Annotated in this window: 18 protein-coding genes; 9 read left to right on the plus strand and 9 right to left on the minus strand. The window is 68.0% G+C overall.

All coding sequences use genetic code 11. From position 1 onward, the window contains the following. The 7 genes from MJ797_RS02510 to MJ797_RS02540 all read left to right on the plus strand — a co-directional run. Positions 1-1,032: MFS transporter (locus tag MJ797_RS02510; RefSeq protein ID WP_239331415.1), on the plus strand; the 1,032-nt coding region annotated here is incomplete at its 5' end. Positions 1,033-1,302: 270 nt separating this feature from the next. Continuing rightward, entirely contained in the window at positions 1,303-2,115 is an 813-nt protein-coding gene (locus MJ797_RS02515) for a hypothetical protein (RefSeq protein WP_239331417.1), read from the plus strand. After that, positions 2,112-2,960 (plus strand): L,D-transpeptidase, encoded by an 849-nt coding sequence (locus tag MJ797_RS02520; protein ID WP_374581251.1) that lies wholly within the window; start codon positions 2,112-2,114, stop codon positions 2,958-2,960. The genes MJ797_RS02515 and MJ797_RS02520 overlap by 4 nt, the downstream gene beginning before the upstream one ends. Before the next feature lie 343 nt (positions 2,961-3,303). Continuing rightward, complete coding sequence (locus MJ797_RS02525) at positions 3,304-4,077, plus strand: hypothetical protein (RefSeq protein WP_239331419.1); 774 nt, start codon at positions 3,304-3,306, stop codon at positions 4,075-4,077. A 326-nt stretch (positions 4,078-4,403) separates the two neighbouring features. After that, the gene (locus MJ797_RS02530) at positions 4,404-5,294 is read left to right on the plus strand and encodes a hypothetical protein (RefSeq protein WP_255738179.1); all 891 of its coding nucleotides are present in this window, start codon (positions 4,404-4,406) and stop codon (positions 5,292-5,294) included. Positions 5,295-5,631: 337 nt separating this feature from the next. Beyond that, positions 5,632-6,270, plus strand: coding sequence for a hypothetical protein (locus tag MJ797_RS02535; RefSeq protein ID WP_239331541.1), 639 nt, complete (start codon positions 5,632-5,634; stop codon positions 6,268-6,270). 32 nt (positions 6,271-6,302) lie between these two features. After that, a complete protein-coding gene (locus MJ797_RS02540; protein WP_239331423.1) occupies positions 6,303-7,406 on the plus strand; it encodes a PHB depolymerase family esterase in 1,104 nt (367 codons plus the stop codon). Between the two features lie 56 nt (positions 7,407-7,462). On the opposite strand, the gene MJ797_RS02545 is transcribed toward MJ797_RS02540, so the two are convergent. From MJ797_RS02545 to MJ797_RS02570, 6 genes are all read right to left on the minus strand, one after another. After that, complete coding sequence (locus tag MJ797_RS02545; RefSeq protein ID WP_239331425.1) at positions 7,463-9,163, minus strand: hypothetical protein; 1,701 nt, start codon at positions 9,161-9,163, stop codon at positions 7,463-7,465. Between the two features lie 798 nt (positions 9,164-9,961). Further along, positions 9,962-10,399, minus strand: a complete 438-nt coding sequence (locus MJ797_RS02550) for a DUF3180 domain-containing protein (protein WP_239331427.1) — start codon at positions 10,397-10,399, stop codon at positions 9,962-9,964. Beyond that, positions 10,396-10,896, minus strand: a complete 501-nt coding sequence (gene folK / locus MJ797_RS02555) for a 2-amino-4-hydroxy-6-hydroxymethyldihydropteridine diphosphokinase (RefSeq protein WP_239331429.1) — start codon at positions 10,894-10,896, stop codon at positions 10,396-10,398. Before folK ends, MJ797_RS02550 begins: the two co-directional genes overlap by 4 nt. Positions 10,897-10,943: 47 nt before the next feature. Continuing rightward, positions 10,944-11,366: a dihydroneopterin aldolase gene (gene folB, locus MJ797_RS02560; protein WP_239331431.1), complete on the minus strand. Its 423-nt coding sequence runs from the start codon at positions 11,364-11,366 to the stop codon at positions 10,944-10,946. Continuing rightward, on the minus strand, positions 11,363-12,316 hold the full coding sequence (gene folP, locus MJ797_RS02565; protein WP_239331433.1) for a dihydropteroate synthase: 954 nt from the start codon (positions 12,314-12,316) through the stop codon (positions 11,363-11,365). The genes folB and folP overlap by 4 nt, the downstream gene beginning before the upstream one ends. A gap of 13 nt (positions 12,317-12,329) precedes the next feature. Then, the gene (locus tag MJ797_RS02570) at positions 12,330-13,289 is read right to left on the minus strand and encodes a GNAT family N-acetyltransferase (RefSeq protein ID WP_239331435.1); all 960 of its coding nucleotides are present in this window, start codon (positions 13,287-13,289) and stop codon (positions 12,330-12,332) included. A gap of 643 nt (positions 13,290-13,932) precedes the next feature. On the opposite strand from MJ797_RS02570, the gene MJ797_RS02575 reads away from it, so the two are divergent. Further along, positions 13,933-14,100 carry a hypothetical protein gene (locus MJ797_RS02575; RefSeq protein ID WP_239313727.1) on the plus strand — a complete coding sequence of 56 codons (168 nt, stop codon included), beginning with the start codon at positions 13,933-13,935 and terminating at the stop codon, positions 14,098-14,100. Between the two features lie 269 nt (positions 14,101-14,369). Here the strand turns inward: MJ797_RS02575 and MJ797_RS02580 are convergent, their stop codons facing one another. Continuing rightward, entirely contained in the window at positions 14,370-14,696 is a 327-nt protein-coding gene (locus MJ797_RS02580) for a hypothetical protein (protein ID WP_239331437.1), read from the minus strand. Between the two features lie 456 nt (positions 14,697-15,152). Here MJ797_RS02580 and MJ797_RS02585 point away from each other — a divergent pair, with 456 nt between their 5' ends. Further along, the gene (locus tag MJ797_RS02585; RefSeq protein ID WP_239331439.1) at positions 15,153-16,181 is read left to right on the plus strand and encodes a phosphatase PAP2 family protein; all 1,029 of its coding nucleotides are present in this window, start codon (positions 15,153-15,155) and stop codon (positions 16,179-16,181) included. Here MJ797_RS02585 and MJ797_RS02590 read toward each other — a convergent pair. Then, complete coding sequence (locus MJ797_RS02590; protein WP_239331441.1) at positions 16,087-17,109, minus strand: phosphotransferase family protein; 1,023 nt, start codon at positions 17,107-17,109, stop codon at positions 16,087-16,089. The two genes, MJ797_RS02585 and MJ797_RS02590, sit on opposite strands and share 95 nt — an antisense overlap. Positions 17,110-17,830: 721 nt before the next feature. Beyond that, on the minus strand, positions 17,831-19,231 hold the full coding sequence (locus tag MJ797_RS02595) for a hypothetical protein (RefSeq protein ID WP_239331443.1): 1,401 nt from the start codon (positions 19,229-19,231) through the stop codon (positions 17,831-17,833). Positions 19,232-19,447 lie beyond the last annotated feature (216 nt).

Consider the following 19,447-nt stretch of genomic DNA (forward strand, 5'->3'; position numbering starts at 1 on the left):
CTGATCACCTCGTGCGGGCTGGCCGCGGTGTCGGTCGGGCTGTTCGTCCTCGCGCTCGTCGGCCCGCACACGGTCTGGCCGCTGTTCACGCTCGTGGCTGTCCAGTCCGCGCTGGTATCTGTCGACCAGCCGGCCCGGCGGTCGATGATGCCGAGCCTGGTACCGCTGCGGGCGCTGCCCGCCGCCACCGCGCTCCAACAGATCGGTTGGAACATCGCGCTGACCGCCGGGCCGCTGCTCGCCGGGGTGGCGATCACGGCGTCGGGGTATCCCTTTGCCTACGGTATCGACGCCGTGACCTTCGGGGCGGCCCTCTACGCGCTGGTCCGGCTGCCACCGATGCCACCGACCGATGGCGGCACCCGGGCCGGCGTCGCGAGCGTCGTCGACGGGCTGCGCTTCCTGCGCGGCCAGCCGATAGTGGTCATGACCTTCGCCATAGACATCATCGCGATGGTTTTCGGGATGCCGCGGGCGCTGTTCCCGGAACTCGCCGGAACACAGTTCGGCGGCGGTGCGCGAACCGCCGGGCTGCTCTACTCCGCCGTTGCCGCGGGCGCGCTCGCCGGGGCGGTGGTCGGGGGCTGGTTCGGACGCGTCCGGCGGCAGGGGCTCGCCGTCGTCATCGCAGTGATCATTTGGGGTGTCACAATCGCGCTGTTCGGCCTTGTCCACAACCTCGTCGCCGGTGTGCTGCTGCTCGCCATCGCCGGCGCGGCTGACATGATCAGCGCGGTGTTCCGGAACGCGATACTCAATGTCGCCACACCGGACGCGATGCGCGGGCGTCTCCAGGGCGTGTTCATCGTGGTCGTCGCGGGTGGCCCACGCCTGGGGGACCTTGAGGCGGGGACAGCGGCAACCGTGTTCTCACCGACATTCTCGGTGGTCAGTGGCGGGCTGGCATGCGTTGCCGGAGCTGTGTTACTCGCGGCGGCCGTTCCGTCGTTTAGTCGCTATGACTCCCAGGCCGCCATCACCACCGCCGAGAGCCGTGAGGTGACGCGGGAGGCAAGCGAAGACCCACCCTGACGATCTCCGGAGGTGTGCGCTGAACGTCAGCGAATAGGCCGTAACCTGTGATTTTTCAACTACCAGAGATCATGTAAAGCAGCCAACGAAACAAGCCCGACAACCTACGGCGCCAAAACATCAGCCCCACCTTCCCGCATGCCTCTTCAGCGCATACCACCCGCTTGCAAACGCCGAAAAGAGGGTTGGTATGGTTCCCCGGAAACGCGGCTGTGACGGTGGCCACAGGTCCTGTATCCAGCCCGCCTGACGTCTGAGGGGACAAACACAATGCGTTTGGGCAGGACGCGACTGGCTCTGGCCTGCGTAATCGGCTCGATAACAGTCGGGCTGGCCGCCCCGGCCGCCTGGGCGACGGACGGCGCCGGTCCAACGGCGACGGCCACCCCGTCGGACGTCGCGGTCGAGCCGGCGATGCCGGACGCGGTGGACCCCACCGCACCGGTCACCACCCCGTCAGCGGTGCACACGACGCCCGCGCTGCCGGTGCACGGCATCGACCCGCAGCCGTCCACGCCGCCGGTGACCCACCTGCCCGCTGGCGGAGGATCCCTTCCGTCCGGACTTCCCTCACTGCCCGGAATGTCCCTGTCCGGCCTGGACAGACAGCTTATCGATCTCGCTCCCTGGCTGCCGAGCGATCTGTCGCTGGACAATCTGGTGCCACAGCCGCTGACGCTCAGCTTCACCTGTGGGTCGCATGGTCCCGTGTGGACGCTCAAGAACACCTCGGCGAGAGCGTATGGCTTTGCGTGGATCGACACCGACGTCAACTACAACTTCGGTGAGATCGGCGCTGGCAAGACCGTTTCCCTGAACTCGTCGGCGGATGTCGTGATCGCGGGTGCCTTCGACGTGACGACCCAGGATGTCGTGCTGGCGATCCCGGCCTTCGCTATCGCCGACTGCGCCACCACGACGACGGCTTCCCCCACCGCAACCTCAACGACCGGCGTCGGCGCTGGTGGTGGCGCTGGTGGCGCTGGCGGTGGCACCACCACCGTCCCGGTGTCGACGACGAGTGCGCCGGTCGCGACCCCGGCAACGGCTGTCGTCACCGACAAGGTTCACTACACGGGATGAGCAAGCCAGCTGTGATCGGATGCCGCCGGCCCGGATTCGGGCCGGCGGCATCCGCCGTGTCGATTTCCGCCGGCCATGCACCGGCCAGCCCGCGCATGAAGATCCTGTTGGCCGTCCTCGCCAGCATGGTTGTCTTCACCGGCTGCGGTGGCGGGGGCTCGAAGACCCAGTCACAGGCGTCCGCGACCACCATCCCAGATCCGGTCCGCAGCCAGCTCGCAGCCGTGACCTCTGTCAACACCGACGGGATGAACACGATCGTGACCGCGACCGGTGGGGTGGTCGACGTCTACAAGACCCCCACGGCAAAAACCGCGGCATCCCAGCTACGCAGCCCGAACCCGGAAGGCGTCCCGCGAGTGTTCCTCGTGGTGGCGAAACTCCCGAACTGGTGGCACGTACTGCTGCCGGTGGAGCCCAACGGCAGCACGGGCTGGGTGAAAGCGTCCCAGGTGAAGGCCAGCCTCACCGGATACCACATCGTGGTCGCCCGTAAGGACCATCGCCTGCGGGTCTACGACAAGACCGCGGTCGTCCTCGACGAGCCGATCGCCGTCGGCACAACGGACACCCCCACGCCCGGCGGTCGCTTCTATCTGACCGAACTACTACAGCCGCGCAACCCGGCCGGCCCCTATGGCCCGTATGCTTTCGGGCTCAACGGGTTCTCCACCACCCTGGATTCCTTCGACGGGCAGGACCCGGTGATCGGTATCCACGGAACAAACCAGCCCAACCTGATCGGGCAGGACATCAGCCATGGCTGCATCCGGGTCCGCAACGATGTCATCACCAGACTCGCGAAAATGCTGCCGCTGGGCACTCCGGTGGAGATCACGGCCTGAGTTCCCGCCCCGTCACCCCTGTGGATGGTGGTTCGCGGCCTGTCGACGCCCAGGTCGCGAACTACCATCACGGTTGGGCGCCGGCCAGCCCGGATCACAGCCGGCAGACCCGTTATCTGACGAGCACCTGGCGCCCGAGCCCGGCGCATGCGCCGCGGTTCGGCGGGCACTCCTTGCCGACACCGCGGGCATGAGAGGTCCGTTACTCAACGTAATCCGTGCATACTGGGGCCAACCAGCAGACCCGCATGGCCACCAGCAACATGATCTTCACTTTTCGCGCTGTCGGAGACCGGCAACGACCGAACCGAACACGCCGCGGCATCCAGGGGGTAGACAGGTCGTGCGGACATCGCTGCCGGCGCATAGCGGTCGGGTCCGGATTCAGCTCCGGACTCTCGGGCTCGGTCTGGTCTGCGTCCTGTTGGGGCTCACAGCCAATTCCTGCGGAAACGGGAAGGGCCCGGCTCCGGTTGCCACGGGAACCGAACCAGTCCCCCCGACACAGCAGGCCGCCGCCCGCACATCGCTGCACGCCGACGACTACGTGCTTACCGAGGGCCCAGAGACGACGGGCTTCGGCGCCAGCACGTCACTAGACAACCGTGGTGCCCTGTCGGTAGCCGCGATGACCAGTTTCGCCTCATGCATGGGCGAACCCACAGCCGGGTCGAAAGTAGAGCCGCTGGACTCGGCAAAGGGACCGTACTTCGCCACCAGCGACAGCCAGATGTTCATGGGATCGGTCGCGGCGGTCTATCCAGCCGAAGTGATCACAGCTGCCGTCCGAGTCGCCGCTGAGGCCTCTTTTCCGTCCTGTGTCGGTCAGTTGCTCAAGCGCGAGTATGCCGAAGCCGCCGATCTGCCCGCTGGCAGCACCTTCACGGTCGTGTCGGCATCCGCCCACAAGCCTCCCCCCGGCATCACCGCCGCGACCAGGGTAAAGGCAACCATGACGCTGGACGGACCACCGGTACCGATGACCTTCGATCTGATGTTCATGTTCTCCGGCCAGATCCAGAGCTCCTTTGTCGTCGGCCGTGTGTTCGACGACCCCGACCAGGCCGTGGTGAACCGCGTCGCGCGGCAGATCGCCCGAAAGGCTGCCAACCAGTAGCCGCATTGTGACATATACACACTCCGGCAGGCTGGCGGTCATCCCAGCAGCCCTCCGCATCCATGCGACACGCAGAGCACATCCATGGACGGACTACACGAACGCTACTTTCCGCTTCCGTGTGGCAACATGGTGTGATCGTTACCCATGATGTGTGCTGTTTCCGTGCGTACGGTGGGCAACGGGCAGTCGGTGACGAGCGACGGGCAATGCGGCGAACGACACCCAGCGCGACCCATCCATGCCTTCCGGACACGCCCATGCCGGACAACCGACCAGTACGCAACCGACCTGGTGCGCGACTGTCGCGATGGGAGTGAAGACTATTGGCACCGCAGGCTGTCGGGTGGAACGATAGCGTATCAGGCGCATGGTCATACTTTGCCCAATATTTTGCTCAAATTGTGCCGAAGATTTTAGCATTCGCATTCATCATGTCTGTCGGCGGTCTGGCCGCCCGCACGCTCATCAGGATCATCAACCGCTTCCTCGACCGCGCCGGCACCGACAATCTGCTCGAGCGGGGCGGGCTCACGCGCGCGCTCCGCAGGCCCGCCCACGACCTGCGCATCGGCCTGATGCGGCTGCTGCTCGCCATTGCGCTGTTGGCGCTCTTCCAACTGGCCCTCGGCCCGTTCGGCACCAACCCGATCAGCGACCTCGTCCACGACCTCGTCATCCTGCTCGCACACGCGGTTCTCGCCTGTTCTGTGCTCATGCTCGGCGGCACTCTCGCCTCGGCCGCCCGGGTGTTCGTCCGCGAAGCGCTGACCGGGCTTCCCTACGCGGCTACCGCGGCGACCAGCATCACCGCGCTCATCATGATCGGATTCGGCAAAGCCGCCCTGGACGAACTCGGGCTTGCCACCTCGGTAACAAATCCGATACTCTACGCACTGCTCGCGACCATCGCCGGAGTGACGGTCGTCGGGGTGGGTGGCGGTCTTGTCCGTCCGATGCAACGCCGCTGGGAGGAGCTGTTGCGCTACGGGGGGCCGGAACTGACGGCCGCAAGGTCCATCTGGCGGGAGAATCGGGCCCGTGCCGCCGCCGAGGAGCCGGTGGTCGTACCGGTGAGCGATCTCGTCGGCGACCTGGTGGCGGCAGGGCACAGCAAGGATGGGTGGGCGACAGACCCGATCTCCGCGCACGATCGGGAGACATCCGCGGCCACCGGCGAGTCGCGCGTGGACCCCGAGCCCGGACAAGCATCGTGACGGTATGACGCCGTAACGGCGTAACACACCAAGCACACCTGGAACGATGCTTACACTCGGCAACAATGAGTACGGCGTCATCATCCCAAGGACTGCCCAAAACAACAGAGACCACCACGACGCACCCATACTCCTTCGGCGAACTGACGCACACGAGGGATGCGGGTGAGGCACTCTGGTACGACGAAGTGTCGCGACCAACGGCGGCGCCGGTCCTGTCGCTCCGCTACGCGGCGCGCCGGGTGCGGCCTGCCGGACGGCCTGGTTCCCCAGGTCGTCCGCGGCCGCAGGCCACCTGCGCAGGGGCGCGGGAAACGGGGGAGACATCTCGGTGGACATGCCATCAGACCTGGAGCGCTCCCGGCTGCTCCTCGTCTGGCTGCAGGCCCGTCGCGCGGTCGACCACTGCCTGTCGGACCTTCTCGCCGCCGGACCAGCCGGTGAACGCCGTGTCCGCGAGCAGCTCGAGCTGGTCAACGACCTGGAGAACCGCGCTCAGGAGGCGTTTGTGCGGTATCGCCGCGCCGCCGCGAACACCAGGCGGCCAGCCGGCTCCGAGGACACGGCCACCTCGGACGTTGCCGACGTGATCGATATTGCTGATGTGACCACGTTGATGGACCGAACCGGCTCGACCGGCCGCCCCCGCCTCGGCGTGGTACAGCCAGACGACCGGGGGCACCAGCCTGGTCGTCTGGCGGAATCGCAACGACCGAGCGGCGTGCCCGGAACCGGGCTGCGGCCAGCCGGGCCGGTATCGGCCGTGGACATCCTTCCGGACACGGCGACAGGTCCGGGCACGGCGGCGCCCGCCTCGAAGTCCGGCACAGGCTTGGGTACCCCCGCCGCCGGAACGGAGCCAGGCGCCTTTCCAGGCCTGCCCGGGGCCGCCACAGCCGCCGGCCCCCACACCGGCGCGGACGGTGAGAGCCGCGGCACCCGCCGTCCGCGCGGAGATCAACGCCGATACCGCTGACAGGGCCAGGTCACGGACGGGACAAAATCGGTGTGGTGCAGTCCACGCGTCGCCGTACCGCGCTGGCCCGGTTCACCGGGCTGGTACTTGTCCTGACCTGCTGGCTGGCCGGGTGCGCCGCTGTGGGCAGGTCTCACCCGGCATCGATGACGCCGGTGGCCGGTGCGCCCAGCCCGACTGCCGGACCGGACGCCTACGAACGCTCAGGGCGGACGCCGCGGCTGCGCATCACACTGCCGCCGGCCACGTCTCCCCGGCCCTTTCCGCTCGTCATCGCGCTGCACAGCCTTCTGCACGAGGGTCAGGAGCCCCAGACCGAGTGGGGCATCGACACCCTCGCCACCAGCGCGGGCGTCGCCATGGCCTATCCCGATGGCCTGAACGCCTCGTGGGATGCCGGCACCTGTTGCGGGCGGTCCGCGGCCGAGCATATCGACGACGTCGGATGGCTGCGAGCGCTCATCTCACATCTTGAACAGCACTATCCCATCGACCGGCGGCGGGTGATCCTGGTCGGCTTCTCCAACGGTGGGATGCTCGCCTACCGCTACGCGTGCGAGAACGCGCCCGAAATCGCCGGTATCGCCGTGGTGGCGGCCAGCCTGCAGACCCCGGACTGCGCGCCGGAGGCCCCGGTCAGCGTGGTGGCCGTGCATGGACAGCTTGATGAGCGCGTTCCGTACGCTGGTGCCGACTGGTCGGCAACGCTCGGGACATCACTGACCTCGGTCGAGAACAGCCTTGCTCCCTTCCGGGCCAGCGCCGGCTGCCCTCCCCCGTCGCTGCCGGAAGACAGCGGCAGTGCCGACAGCGACGGGTTGCCCGTCGAGAGCGCGTCCAGCAGCCCACCGAACGCGACCAGCATAGGAACACCCGGTTACGACAGTCACGGCCAGCCGGCAGCCGAAGCGGCCACAACCAGCCAGGCGACAGCCGTATCCCCAGCCGGGAGCGGTTTCCCGGTGACGAAGAAGGAGACGAGCTGCTCGTCCGGCGATCGGGTTGTGGAGTTCCTGCTTCCCGGCGTCGCCCATGGCTGGCCCCCCAGCGACGGCCCAGCGCGGTTCAGCACCACGGAGGTGATCTGGCGGATCCTCGCGCCGATGCGGTCGCAACGCGCCGGGCCCGACCTCTGAGAGAGCCTGTTCTGAATCTTGGGTTCGGACAGGCCGAGGAGGTCAGGACGTGAAGATCAGGACGCGCGGAAAGAGGCCCGTACGTTCTCCACCAGGGTTGTCGCGGTGTCCGCCTGCGTAGCTGACGACCGCGAGATCAGGACGTAGACCGCGTCCCCGGCCAGCAGCGTCCGCATCACGTAGGTGACCCGCTGGCCGTCGCGCAGGTAGGAGCCGGCCAGCTCCTGGCTCTGCGCTCCGGTCGGGTCCGTGATCGGCCCGGACCTGTCCTGAGTGAGCCCCGGCTGGGTGGCGAACTCGGAGTCCTGAACAACCTTGAGCGCCGCCCGTTGATCCGTGCCCGTGACGCGCGCGACTCCGACCATCCGCGGGCCGGCCGCCGCCGTTCCCACCGCGGGTTCGACAAAGAAGACCCCGGTGTTGTCCCGGCGTTGGCTCCAGGCGGGCGGGTGGGAAAACGTCGCCCGCTGCTTCGTGTCGGTGACCGCAACCCAGTCAGCCGGTACCGTCGCCGGGGCTGTTGTGCCAGCCGGGCTGGCGGCGGGGCTCGCGGATGCCGCAGGCCGGGCCGTGCCTGTCGGCGCTGCGGTCGGCTCGGCCTGCGCGCTGGCCTTACCAGGACTGATCTTCTGCCAGACAAACCCCGCGCCGCCCCCGAGCGCGAAGGCGACCCCAAGGATCACCACCGCATACAGCAGCCGCCGCAGGATCGGCGTGCCCGCGGCGCTCTTGCGGGGCTGTGCCCGGTGCGAACCGGTGTCCTCATCCGAGAATGACGGATTGCCACGGTCATCCCGGCGCCGGCCACGCACGCGTTCGGACCGGCCGTTGCCGACCTGGCCGTGTGCGGCCGAGTTCGCGGACCGCTCCGTCCGGACAGGGCGGTCCGCCCGATCAGCCCGATCCGCGCTGGGACGCCGGGCGTCGGAGGCAGCCGCGTCCGCGCGTACCCGGGTGGTACGCGGTGGGGCGACACCCGCCGGCCGCCCGGTGGGCTCACGCGGGCGCCGGATGCTCGTGCCGGCGGCCGCGTCCTGCGTCCCCGGGTCCCATTCCGATCCGCGCCCTGAGGGCTGAGCCGCGCGGCGCGGCGCTGCCGGTCCCGCCTGCCCGAGGGCTGGCTGCCCCCTGGCATCATCCTGGTATGGCTGCTGGGGCGGGGAAAACCCGCCCGCGGTGTGGGCATCGACAACAGGTGACGCGGCCGGCGCGGCCCGCGCGGCGCTGTCGCGCCGGCCCCCTCCACCGCTGCCTTCGGGGTACCCCGGCCCGGGGTCCAGCGGCTGCCCGGCAGCGGGACCATTGGCTGGGAAAGCCCTGGTATCCGGTGGGTACGGCCGCTCATGGGGCTGCCGGTCCGTCGGCCGGGGGCGGGACACCGCGGTCTGGCGCGGAGCAGGACCAGGAGCGGGAGCAGCCGGCCGCGACCGTGCTGCCGCGGAACGGTGGGCCCGCTCGCCGTCCCGGATACCGGGATCAACCGGTGGCGGCCCGGACGGCGCGGCCTGCGGGGCGTAACGGGTTTCCTCGTCGTAGGGGTCAGCGGAGGGCCGACCGGCCGGCGGGTACCCAGACGTGACCGTCCCGTAGCCGTGAGGCGCCGGCTCGGCACGACGGCCCGCGTCATTGCCATAACTCGCGCTACTTCCGTAACCGTTGTCGTACCCTACGTCGTTACCGTAACCCGCGTCGTTGCCGCGGCCGGTGGCCCGCTCGTTGCGAGGGTAGCCAGCCCGTGCCGCCATGCCGTCGGCCACGTGAGGAGCGGCTGCACGTTGGCCCGTCGGGCGGTGTGGGGCCGCGGCCTGTTGCCCTGGCGGCAGATAGCCGTCAGCGGGTGGATATCCAGCGGCTGGCCGATAGGCGTCCGAGGCGCGGGTTGCGTCGGGCCGCTGCTGGGAACCAGGGTCCCGATAAGAGCCAGGGTCCTGATATCGGCCAGCGTCCTGCGGCGAGCCCTGATCGCGCCGCGGGCCAGGGGGATGAGCATCCCGGCGCCGCGGGACCGCGCTTGCCGGGGGCTCGCTTCCGTCGGGATGCGCCACCGGTTCCGGCGTACCGTCCACGGCCCCGGGCCGGCGTTGATTCACCGCGTCAGACCGTCGTGCCGCGTCAGAGCGTCGTGCGCCGTCTGCCACCGGCTGACCTCCCATCGCGGTCCGCACCCAATCAAACGTCCCCATCGGTGTATCACGGCGTTGCGCTGGCGTTGCGCGCGCCCAGTTGACAATTACCAGAGTAAGAGAGCCCGGCAATAGGGCTCGTCCGGGTGGCACCTCGCGCCATCGCTCCCCGTCCATCGCCGCGCGATGGACGGGTACCCCGGCTCGTCGGTCGACGCCCACCGCCTCCGGCGCATCCCTCCGCCGCCTCGCGATCCATCCGCCCGGACGCCGCTCTCTGAGAGAACGCCCCACCGAACGCCTACCGCCGGAGCCTCTCAGCGGTCCCGACATCCACTCCGGGCCCGGCCAGCGGATGAGCGATCCTGCCGCCGACCGCGCAAAAAACATGATCGCGTGGCCTTTGGCCAGAGCACCCCGGCAGGCCGCCGGTCAGGATTTCGGCACTCGGCACACACGCTCAAGCAGCAGCCCGCCGGCGAGGAGCACCGCCGCGGCACCGATCCCCAGCCCAGCGGTGATCGCATCGGCGCCGGCGGTGCGGAACTCATCCGAACGCGGCAACACGTAACCGAGCACCGCGGCCCACGCTCCCGCCAGCGCCGCCCCGGCAAGGCTGCCGGCCTTGGCCATGGCCGCTAGCCGGGCGACGGTCAGCGGCAGGATCGGCCTCGTTCCCGGCCGCCCCTGCAACCGGCGCCGGGTGATCGACGCGGTCTGTAGCTCCACCAGCCCAATGATCAGTAGGGACAACGGCGCCGTGGGCGGAAAGCGCGGCAGGTCCTGATAATTGAAAATCAGGAAAACATAGGTGAGCGCGCCAAGCACCACGGCCGCCGCGAACAGATCCCGCGCCCGGCTCGGTTTCACTGGCGCAAGCTCCATGATGTCTGGTGGATCCCGGCGGTATCCAGCGCGGCCACCAGGTCGGCTACCCGGCCATGACCAGGCAGCACCGCGTCCGGCTCGACGTCCAGCCAGGGAATACAGACGAACGCGCGCAGATGGGCACGCGGATGCGGGATGAGGATCTCCGGATCGTCGCTCAGCAGCCTGCCACAGGCGATCACATCAACATCCAGGGTCCGTGGCCCCCACCGTACCGTCCGCAGCCGTGACGCCGCCTGCTCGGCTGACAGTGCCGCCACCAGCAGGGCACGTGCCGGCGCCGCCGGGACCAGCACAACCGCATTGAGATAATCGTCCTGGGTGGGTCCGCCGACGGGCGCGGTCTCATACACCCGCGATACCGCCACCGCACCGAGCGTCCGGACGGCGGCACGAAGCCGCGCAAGACGATCACCGAGATTCGAGCCCAGCGCAAGCACCGCGGTCGGCCGCTCCGGCCCTGGTCGCGGCGTTGCCAACGACGAAGCCTGCGGCTTTCGCGATCCCGGCTGATGACCCGTCCCGCTCACGCTGGCCGGTCCCGGGTGACGCTGACCGCGACATCGGTGAACGGTAGTGGGATCGGTGCCGCCGGCTTGTGCACCGTCACCTGGGCGCGCGCAACACGGCCGTCGCCCAGGCACGCGACGGCCAGCCGGTGCGCGAGTGTCTCGATCAGATCCACTGGTTCGCCCGCGATGATCCCAGCCAACGTCTGGGCCAACGCCGCGTAGTCGACCGTGGCGGTGAGGTCGTCGTTCGCGGCGGCTTGCCGGGTGTCCACCCACAGCACGGCGTCCACGACGAATTCCTGGCCCAGCTCGCGTTCCGCTGGCAGGACACCATGGTGGCCGTGGACCCGCAGGCCGGTAAGGACGATCCGGTCCGGTGCGGTCGCCGACGGGGCATCGGCTCCAGGCGATCCACCCACCGGTGGCCAGGCGGTCATGCCGCGCCCGCCGGTGGGCATCGGGGCATGGCCGGGGCGGAACCGCTGGCGGCGATCAGCGCCCGAGCCGGCCCGATGCGCGCATCCCGCGGCTGCTCGCCGCGGGCGCTCCGCCATGCCTGCGCCACCCGGACGGCGTCCGCCGCCGCCCGGACCGCGTGCACCCGTACCGCCCACACCCCGGCGGCTGCCAGCAGTGCCGTCGTCGCCTGGGTCGCATCATCGCGATCATCAGCCGGCCGGGCCCGGCCGTCGGAGCCCGCCAGCAGGCTGCCCAGGAACGACTTACGCGATGTACCGACCAGCAGGGGATAATTCAGCGCGCTGAAGGCGTCGATGTGTGCCAGCAGCGCCCAGTTGTGTCTGGCTTTCTTCGCGAAGCCGATCCCCGGGTCGATAATCACCCTGCTCGGCGCGATACCCGCGGCGAGCACGGCCTCAAGACGGTCGTGCAGCTCGGCCACGACCTCGGACACGACATCACCGTAGACCGCCCGGGTGAACATATTCGCGCTCGTGCCCCTGGCATGCATCAGCACATAGGGAACATCCCGCTCGGCGGCGAGAACCAGCAGGTCCCGGTCGGCCGCGCCCGATACGTCATTTATGATGGCAGCGCCGGCGGCCAACGCGGCCTCGGCGACCGTCCGGCGGGTCGTGTCCACGCTGACGGCGACCCCGGCCGCGGCCAGCTCTGTCACCACCGGCAGCACCCTGCGCAGTTCCTCGTCTGGATCAACACGGGCGGCCCCCGGTCGGGTCGACTCACCACCGACGTCGATGATGTCGGCGCCGTCGGCCGCCATCGCCAAGCCGGCCCGGACGGCATCGGCGGCGGTCGCGAAGGTACCGCCGTCGGAGAACGAATCCGGGGTCGCGTTGACCACACCCATCACGCGAGTCCTGCCCATCGGCTCCAGGAGACTGCGGCTGGCCTGCTCGGGCGTCATGACTCCCCAATGATCAGCGTAGGGACGCGGCTGGACTGCCGGCGTGATGATGCCGCCGGTAGGAATATCGATAGACGGGCTGAAAGCCGAGTGCGGCATACAGGTGGCGGGCCGCTGTGCTGGTCTGTTCCACCTGCAGATAGGCGCGGGAGGCACCAGCGTCGGTGGCCCATGTGACCAGCCCGGCGAGGACGGCGCGGGCGGCTCCCCGGCCGCGCGCGGCCGGTACTGTCGCCATGCTGTAGACGCCGAGCCAGTCGCCGTCTATGGTCCCCCGGCCAACCGCGACCGGCACGCCGTCCATCACACACAGTACGTACTTTGTTGCTATTGTGAGATTCGCCAGCACCTTGAGGGTGCCGGCACGCTGGTCCGCAAAGGTCGAAAGTACCCGCCCCGCGATATCCAGCCAGCTGCCGTCGATGCCGTCGATGCCGTCGATGCCGTCGATGCCGTCGATGCCGTCGAACATGAGCGTTCTGGTACCACCGGCGCGGCCGGAGCCGGCGGTACCAGCCACCAGCGCTCCCGACGGCACCCCAACGCAGGCCTCCGCGACGGTGCCGCCGGCCAGCCGGCCAGCAAGGTCCGCCAGGTCGGCCGCGCAGACATCGGTCGGACCGGTGTCATCGAACCCAAGTGCGTCCAGTGCCTGGTGAATACCGGCCGGCAACGACACCGGGGTGATCTGAACGGTCGCCGGCAGCCCTGCCGCGGCGTAGAACGCGCGGACCTCGTCAAGCGCGAGAGAAAGATCAGGGACGTCTCCGCGGGCCCACACCGAGTTGCCGCGCCGGGAGGAACCGGCAGACTCCCGCAGCACCCAGCCGCCGACACGGCGCTCACACAGCGGGGGCCAGGCTCGATGGGCGAGAACCTCCAGCTCACGGCTCAGAGCGGCATCAACCGCCTCGCCGGCACCCGGCGCCACCAGCGCATCGTGCCCAAGGTGGCTTGCGGCGGGCTCAGCCATGTTCTACCCGGCGACCGGTACCCGCAGACGGACCCGCACTGACCACACGCCTGAGGCTACCGGCCAGTGAACGAAACCTTCGCGCTCGCCCCTCGTTGTCGCGCCCGACACGACTTGACCAGACACCGCCTGCCCCGGCAGCGCCACCAACAGTCCCCGGTCAGCGACCGTACGCCGCTCAGGAATCGATCGACCACTCGAATGTGCCGCGGTGAATACACCGCAGTGAATGCGCGGCGAGGGTGGATGCGCAGCGACGGCGACCTGATACCCTGGGAATACATCACGGGAAGCAATGGGTATGCACCGACGGCACATCATGCGCATACGGTGCAATGAACCTGCGGATGGTCATCTGAACGGCGGGAGCCCAACTACAGGGCGCAAAGTTTGTTACCTCACCGTAACGACTATTCAACCCGGTGGGAACACCGAGACCCTACCGTTTTTTACGGTAACGTCAGTTGTACCACCGCCCGACAAAGGAGCCGGGCTCCTTCTTGAAGGGCATGGAGTGAAAATTGATGGTAAACCCGCCGGGCGACGCCTTTTCGGCAGATGTATCAGCTGAGACGAGCCAGCCATACGAAGTGCTGATCGAATGGAAGTCGCTTCACGGCTGTGAGTCGTTGGAAGGCCACCCATGAGCAGACTGGTCACACTCGTCGCGGCTGTCGACGCCCAGCCCACGCTGGAACAAACGGATTCAATCCTTACCGAACTGGGCCAGATGCCCCGCAATCCCATCGTCACAGGGCTGATCGACGCCCTGCTTGAGTATCGGACACTCCTTGTGAGCCTGACAGGGTGATCTTCAGGTCACCGGACGGCACGCGGGAGCCGGACCAGTCAGGTGGTCTCTTGTTACTTGGCGGCGAGACCACCTGACTGGTCCGAAAACCAATACAGCGAACAATTCGGGAAATCGTGTCATCCGACAGGCCCAGGGATGCGCGACCGTAACATTTCTCGCACATCCGAAGGATCTGGGAAACCTGGCCGGTGGCCATACAGCCAACACTTTCCGCATGTCACCGGTGTCAGGACGGGTAGCGGTGTGCCACCGTTACCCGAACACGATCAACGCCCGAACGGCCGCCCCTGCTGCTGCCCCTGCTGCTGGCCCTGCTGCTGGCCGAAGCCCTGGCCAGCACCCTGCTGCTGGCCACCGAACTGGCCACCGGCAGACGCGCCGACACCGACGAGCTCCTGCAGCCGGGTCTCCACGTAACGCTCGCTGTGGTGAGTCTTGTCCGCGATCCGCTGAACGAGATCGTTGACGTCACGAGCCGCGTCGAGGTCCGCGGTGCCGACCTGTCCGAATTCATCGAGAAGCCGGTATCGGATCTGCTGCCAGTTCTGCCGCAGCTGCTGTTCAATTTGCTGCTGCTGCTGCTGCTGTGCCATCACGTTTTCCTCTCGTCGGGACTGACCGAACAAGAAGTGACCCTACTCCACCAGGCGCTCACCCAGTCAACCCCACCAGCTAACTTCGCTTGTGTAATTCAGGAAACTCTTCTTGCCGCGAAAAAGGGCTATGCGACAAAAAAGAAACAATAACGAGAGAACAGCCATGTGTCATCTGGTCCGCAGAAGTTGCCACCGTCAGCGGGAAGCCACCGATATATCCGGTGATAACCAGCGGCCAGGCCGTCGGCGGCGCCGGCCGGTCACGGTCGGAGCTCACGGAACAGTCAATGCGGATGAATTGCGGATAAGGTCCGGCGGATCGGGTGCCTGCCGGTGGTGTGCGGTGACTGCTGATCCTGGCCGGCCCACAGGCCGGCAGCAGGCCGGCAGCAGGCCGGCGAGCCGCGGGCAGGGATTTTCCCGGCCGGCGAGCGGGGTAGAGACTGGGACGTCATGGGAGCACGGTGGGTCGCGGGAACGTGCGCGGTGCTGTTCGTCCTCCTCGCGGCCGTGGTGAAGATCCACTGGATGCCGCTCGCCAACGCGGACGCCGACACGATCGAGGATCTCAGCAGGATTGTCGCCACCCGGAGTTGGCCGGTCGACGCCGCCGAAGTCCTGAGCATGCTGTTCGCTCCGTTCGTCCTCCGGCTGGCTGCCCTGGTCGTGGTGGCGGTGTTGTGGTTACGGGCCAGCCCGCCGCGGGGCGGTCGCCCGCGCGGTCTCGGCCGGCTCGATCCGGCCGGCGTCCGCTGGTCGGCGCTGTTCATCGGGATCACCGTCGGGATCGGTGGCCTCCTCAGCACCGCAACCAAAATCATCATCGCCCGGGCACGCCCGCCCGTCACCGAGGCGTTCGCCCCGGCCCACGGGATGAGCTTTCCGTCCGGGCACGTCATCGGGGTGACGGTCGCGGCGATGGTGGGGCTCACGGTGCTGGCTGCCGTCCGCGGGCAACGGCCCCCGGTCGCCGTGACCGCCGTGACCGCGCTGGCCGTCGTGGCGGTCGGGTGCGCACGTCTCATCCTCGCCGTGCACTATCCGTCGGACGTCATCGCCGGCTACCTACTCGCGGTGGCATGGGCAACCACCATGACCACGTTATTCACCCAAGGCATCTGTCGAAAACGTCCTGTGGATGGCGCGATCGACGGCAGCGAACCACCGGTACAAGGCCGGCCAGCGCAACGACCCGGCTGCCAGGCACAATCGCCACACCGCTCGGACACCGCCGCCAACAGCGATCCGCTAGAATGGCAACAGGAGCCGCCAGGGCAACCACGCGGATCCCGGCAAATTCACTCTCAGACAAAACCACGAGCCCTGTCCAGTCACCGGGGACGATGGAGAGTTCAGCTCCGTGGAACTATCAGAAAGCTGATAAAAGTCAGGAATATGGCAGCCAGCGGACGCTTTCGTCCGCATAACGCAGGCTTGCCAGCCGGACGGCGAACTGCGCCGCCACCCGCGGGTTGCTGGTGAGGATCGGCACAACGCTCGTCACCAGCTTCAGTTCCCGGACGGCCCGCAGCACCTCGAATCCAGACCAGTGCGTCACGTCGAAACCGTATTCGGACGCGAGCAGCACGTGTCGTTCCGGTGGGTAACCGAAACGCAACCGTCCGACAGCCAAAGGAACCAGGTCCCACTCGGTCGGCCCGTAACAGGTGGCATCGAAATCACAGGCGAGCACCCGGCCATCGGGGCTTCTGATCAGGTTCCCGAGATGGGCGTCACCGTGGACGATCCCCGCCGGCAGCTCGTACGTGACATCTTCAAGAGCCGCTTCGAGCCGGTCGGCCATGCGCTGCAGGAAGATGCGGTCAATGTCAGCGAGCCCCTCCGCGTCGGCGAGGCGTCGGCGGACGTCGTCGAGCGGATCCCAGTTCGGCAATGCGATGATGGGCAGCGGCAACGTGTGGATCATCCGGAGGACCACCGCGAGGTCGGAGGCGGTCGGTGGTCCGCTGTTGCGCACGGGCTCACCCGGGGCGGACCTGCGCGTACGTGCCACCAGCCCTCGGGCGCCTGCCGGGGGCTGCCGTTCCAGGAGGCTCTGAGCACGCGGTTCGGCTGGTCGCGGCCCGGCCAGAGCATCGATCCACAGGGTGGCCACGGTGCCATCGATGTGCAGCGGTGCCGGCAGACCAGGTGCAAGGCGCACCGCCGGCACGTCATGCCGGGCCAGCCAACGAGCTACCTGAACGACTTTGCACGCACGGTACGCCATCGCCGGGGATCCGGAAATCCGGATAATCACTCCGGACCGTGGCAACCGGAACACCGCGTTAGCGGTAATTTTTATTACCTCGGCATCCTGGCCATCCAGACCAAGCGCCGTGCATATCGCTCGAACAATCGACCATGCCTTCGCCGCGGTGAAACGACCGTCACGACCCGTGACAGCCACTCGACCTCGCCCCGACCCTCACCAAACACGGAGCATAACAAGATCGATTTATTCGGACGCGCCCATCCCGCTCACTGCCTATCCGCGCCCTCATGGCATACGGTTATTACCGCTAAGAGCGCCCGGCAACAGGACTGTCCGGCTCGTACGGCCCGCGCGGCGCCTCGTATCATCGCTCCCCATCCATCGCCGCGCGACGCGCGGGTACCCCGGCTTGTCGGTCAACACCCACCACCTCCGGTGACTCCCCGCGCCGCCTCGCGATGCACGCACCCCGGCCCTGTTCCTTGATCCACGCTCCTATTGCCGGGCACTCTCATGCATTACGCGCGCTCGGCCACGAACCCGAACCATGACCCCGCAGCCCGCAACGATGCCTCCTCCGATCCAGTAGTTGCCCGGTGGCGGTGCTGAGTCGCCGGTGGCCAACAGGAGTTCAATCAGTACTCTGCCCACCTACCCCAAAACCCCAAGCGAGCCAGGGCATGCCCGATGGATGCTCAACTATAGTCCCTTTCCTGTCCCCGAAGGACCAAGAGCGCCCGAGAATAGGACTGTCCGGCTCGCGGCTCCCCGCATCCCGCCCGGCCGCGTTGTCCTCAGTCGGCGCCCACCAGCAGGGCGCCTTCCTCGGGCGCTCTAAAAGTGACTGGCAACAGGGGACGCGGCGTCGTGGGGCTGGGGCACGCGCTTCGCGATGCACGCACCCCAGCGCCGACCGCTAAGAGGCTGTGCGGCTGGTCCCGCGGCTGGTCCCGCCTTCCCGTTGCCATTCACGCACGAACGCCGCGAGCTCCCGCACATCACGGACATCGCCGTGCGTCCGGGTTATCGCCAGCAGCTCGTCAGCCCGGTTCGATGCGGACGCCACTGTGCGCCCCCAGGAAATCCTGACCGCCTCGGTGGCCAGCGCACAGACCCGGTCAAGCTCAAGCCGTCCCTGCTGGACCAAGGCCAATGCAAGATCCAATCTGATCACCGAACGGAAACCGGGAGCGTTCATCATGTCCAGCCGGGGTATGGCGATCTGTGCGTGCTCCTCCGCGGCACGAGGCCGCCTGAGCAGGCACAACGCCGTGGTTGCGTTGTAAGCGACCTCCACCGGATGGAAAGTGTCGAAGCCAGGCCCAGGCGAGCCCCACTGTTCCACGGGAATCATGTCAGCAAGATCATAAGCGGTGTCCAATGCCTGGGCGGCAGCGCGGACGTCGCCGAGTGCCGCAAGAGCTCGGGCCTCCTGGCAGACCAGACGCGCCTGTACCGGGCCGCCGCCGACATGGCGCAGCCCGTCCCGGGCAAGTTGCAGGGCCCGGTCCGGGCAGCCGTCGTAGAATTCGATCACCGCTGCGATCTCGCGGGCTGATCCTTGCAACGGGCCGTCCTGCGCCCACAGCCCGTCCGCGTATCCCTGCGCGGCCAGGGCACGTGCCGCGTCGGCCGTACCCAGTTTGAACGCCGCATCGGCGTGCAGAACGGTGATCCGACCAGCAATAATCCGCAGCCGGCGGGCATCGGAGGCCCGTAGGGAAGCACCGCGCGCGAGACTGTCCAAGCCGTGCCGCAGGCGAGCCGCCTGAGCCGCGACATGCGCCGGCGAGGTGTGCTCGTGAGCGCACAGCAAAGCGGCCAGCCGTTCCTCGGCATGCGCAAGCGCAACCTGCGGCGGCGCCGCGGCACGCGCATCCACCGCGTCCGCGAGCTGTCCATCGCTGAGGAGCACACCCACCACGGTGGCCCCGGCATAGAGGTGCAGCTGCCGGCGGTCCGGCGCCGGTGGTGCATCAGCGATTGACGTGGGGAGAGCGTGATACTCGTGCTCCACACGGCCGGTCAGGGCCGCACGCTCGGTGCCGGTCCACCCAGCGGCCAGCGGATCATGATCTGAACGGTCGGCTGCCGGCGGGTCGGACACCGGGCGATCAGCCACGGAAGGGCCGGCCTCGCCCGGCCACGACACCGGGGCGGGTAGTATATAGGAGTCCGGATGATCGTCTGGTGGTGTGCGGGTGGCCGGGATCGAAACGGCCCGCTCCTCGGGCCGGACTGGCTGCCCTACCTCCGCAGCCGCCGGCCAGGGACTGGCCGGGCAAGCTGACGGGGACAGTTCGTCAGCGTGGGACATGGCTACGCACTCCCTGGTGTCCTGTCAGTGAGGCCACAATGTGGCATTTCCGCGCCCTGCAATCTCTTTCAGTGTCAGGAATATGACTCAAGGTAACCCGAGGAGGCGCGCCGCGACATACGCCCAGGGAAGAGGGCACGCTCAGACCACGACACACGTAATAATTTGACGTGTTGGCTCAGGATGACTTAAAGCGCCTGGCAACAGAGGACGCGG

Source organism: Protofrankia sp. CiP3, assembly GCF_917627345.1.
GTDB lineage: Bacteria > Actinomycetota > Actinomycetes > Frankiales > Frankiaceae > Protofrankia.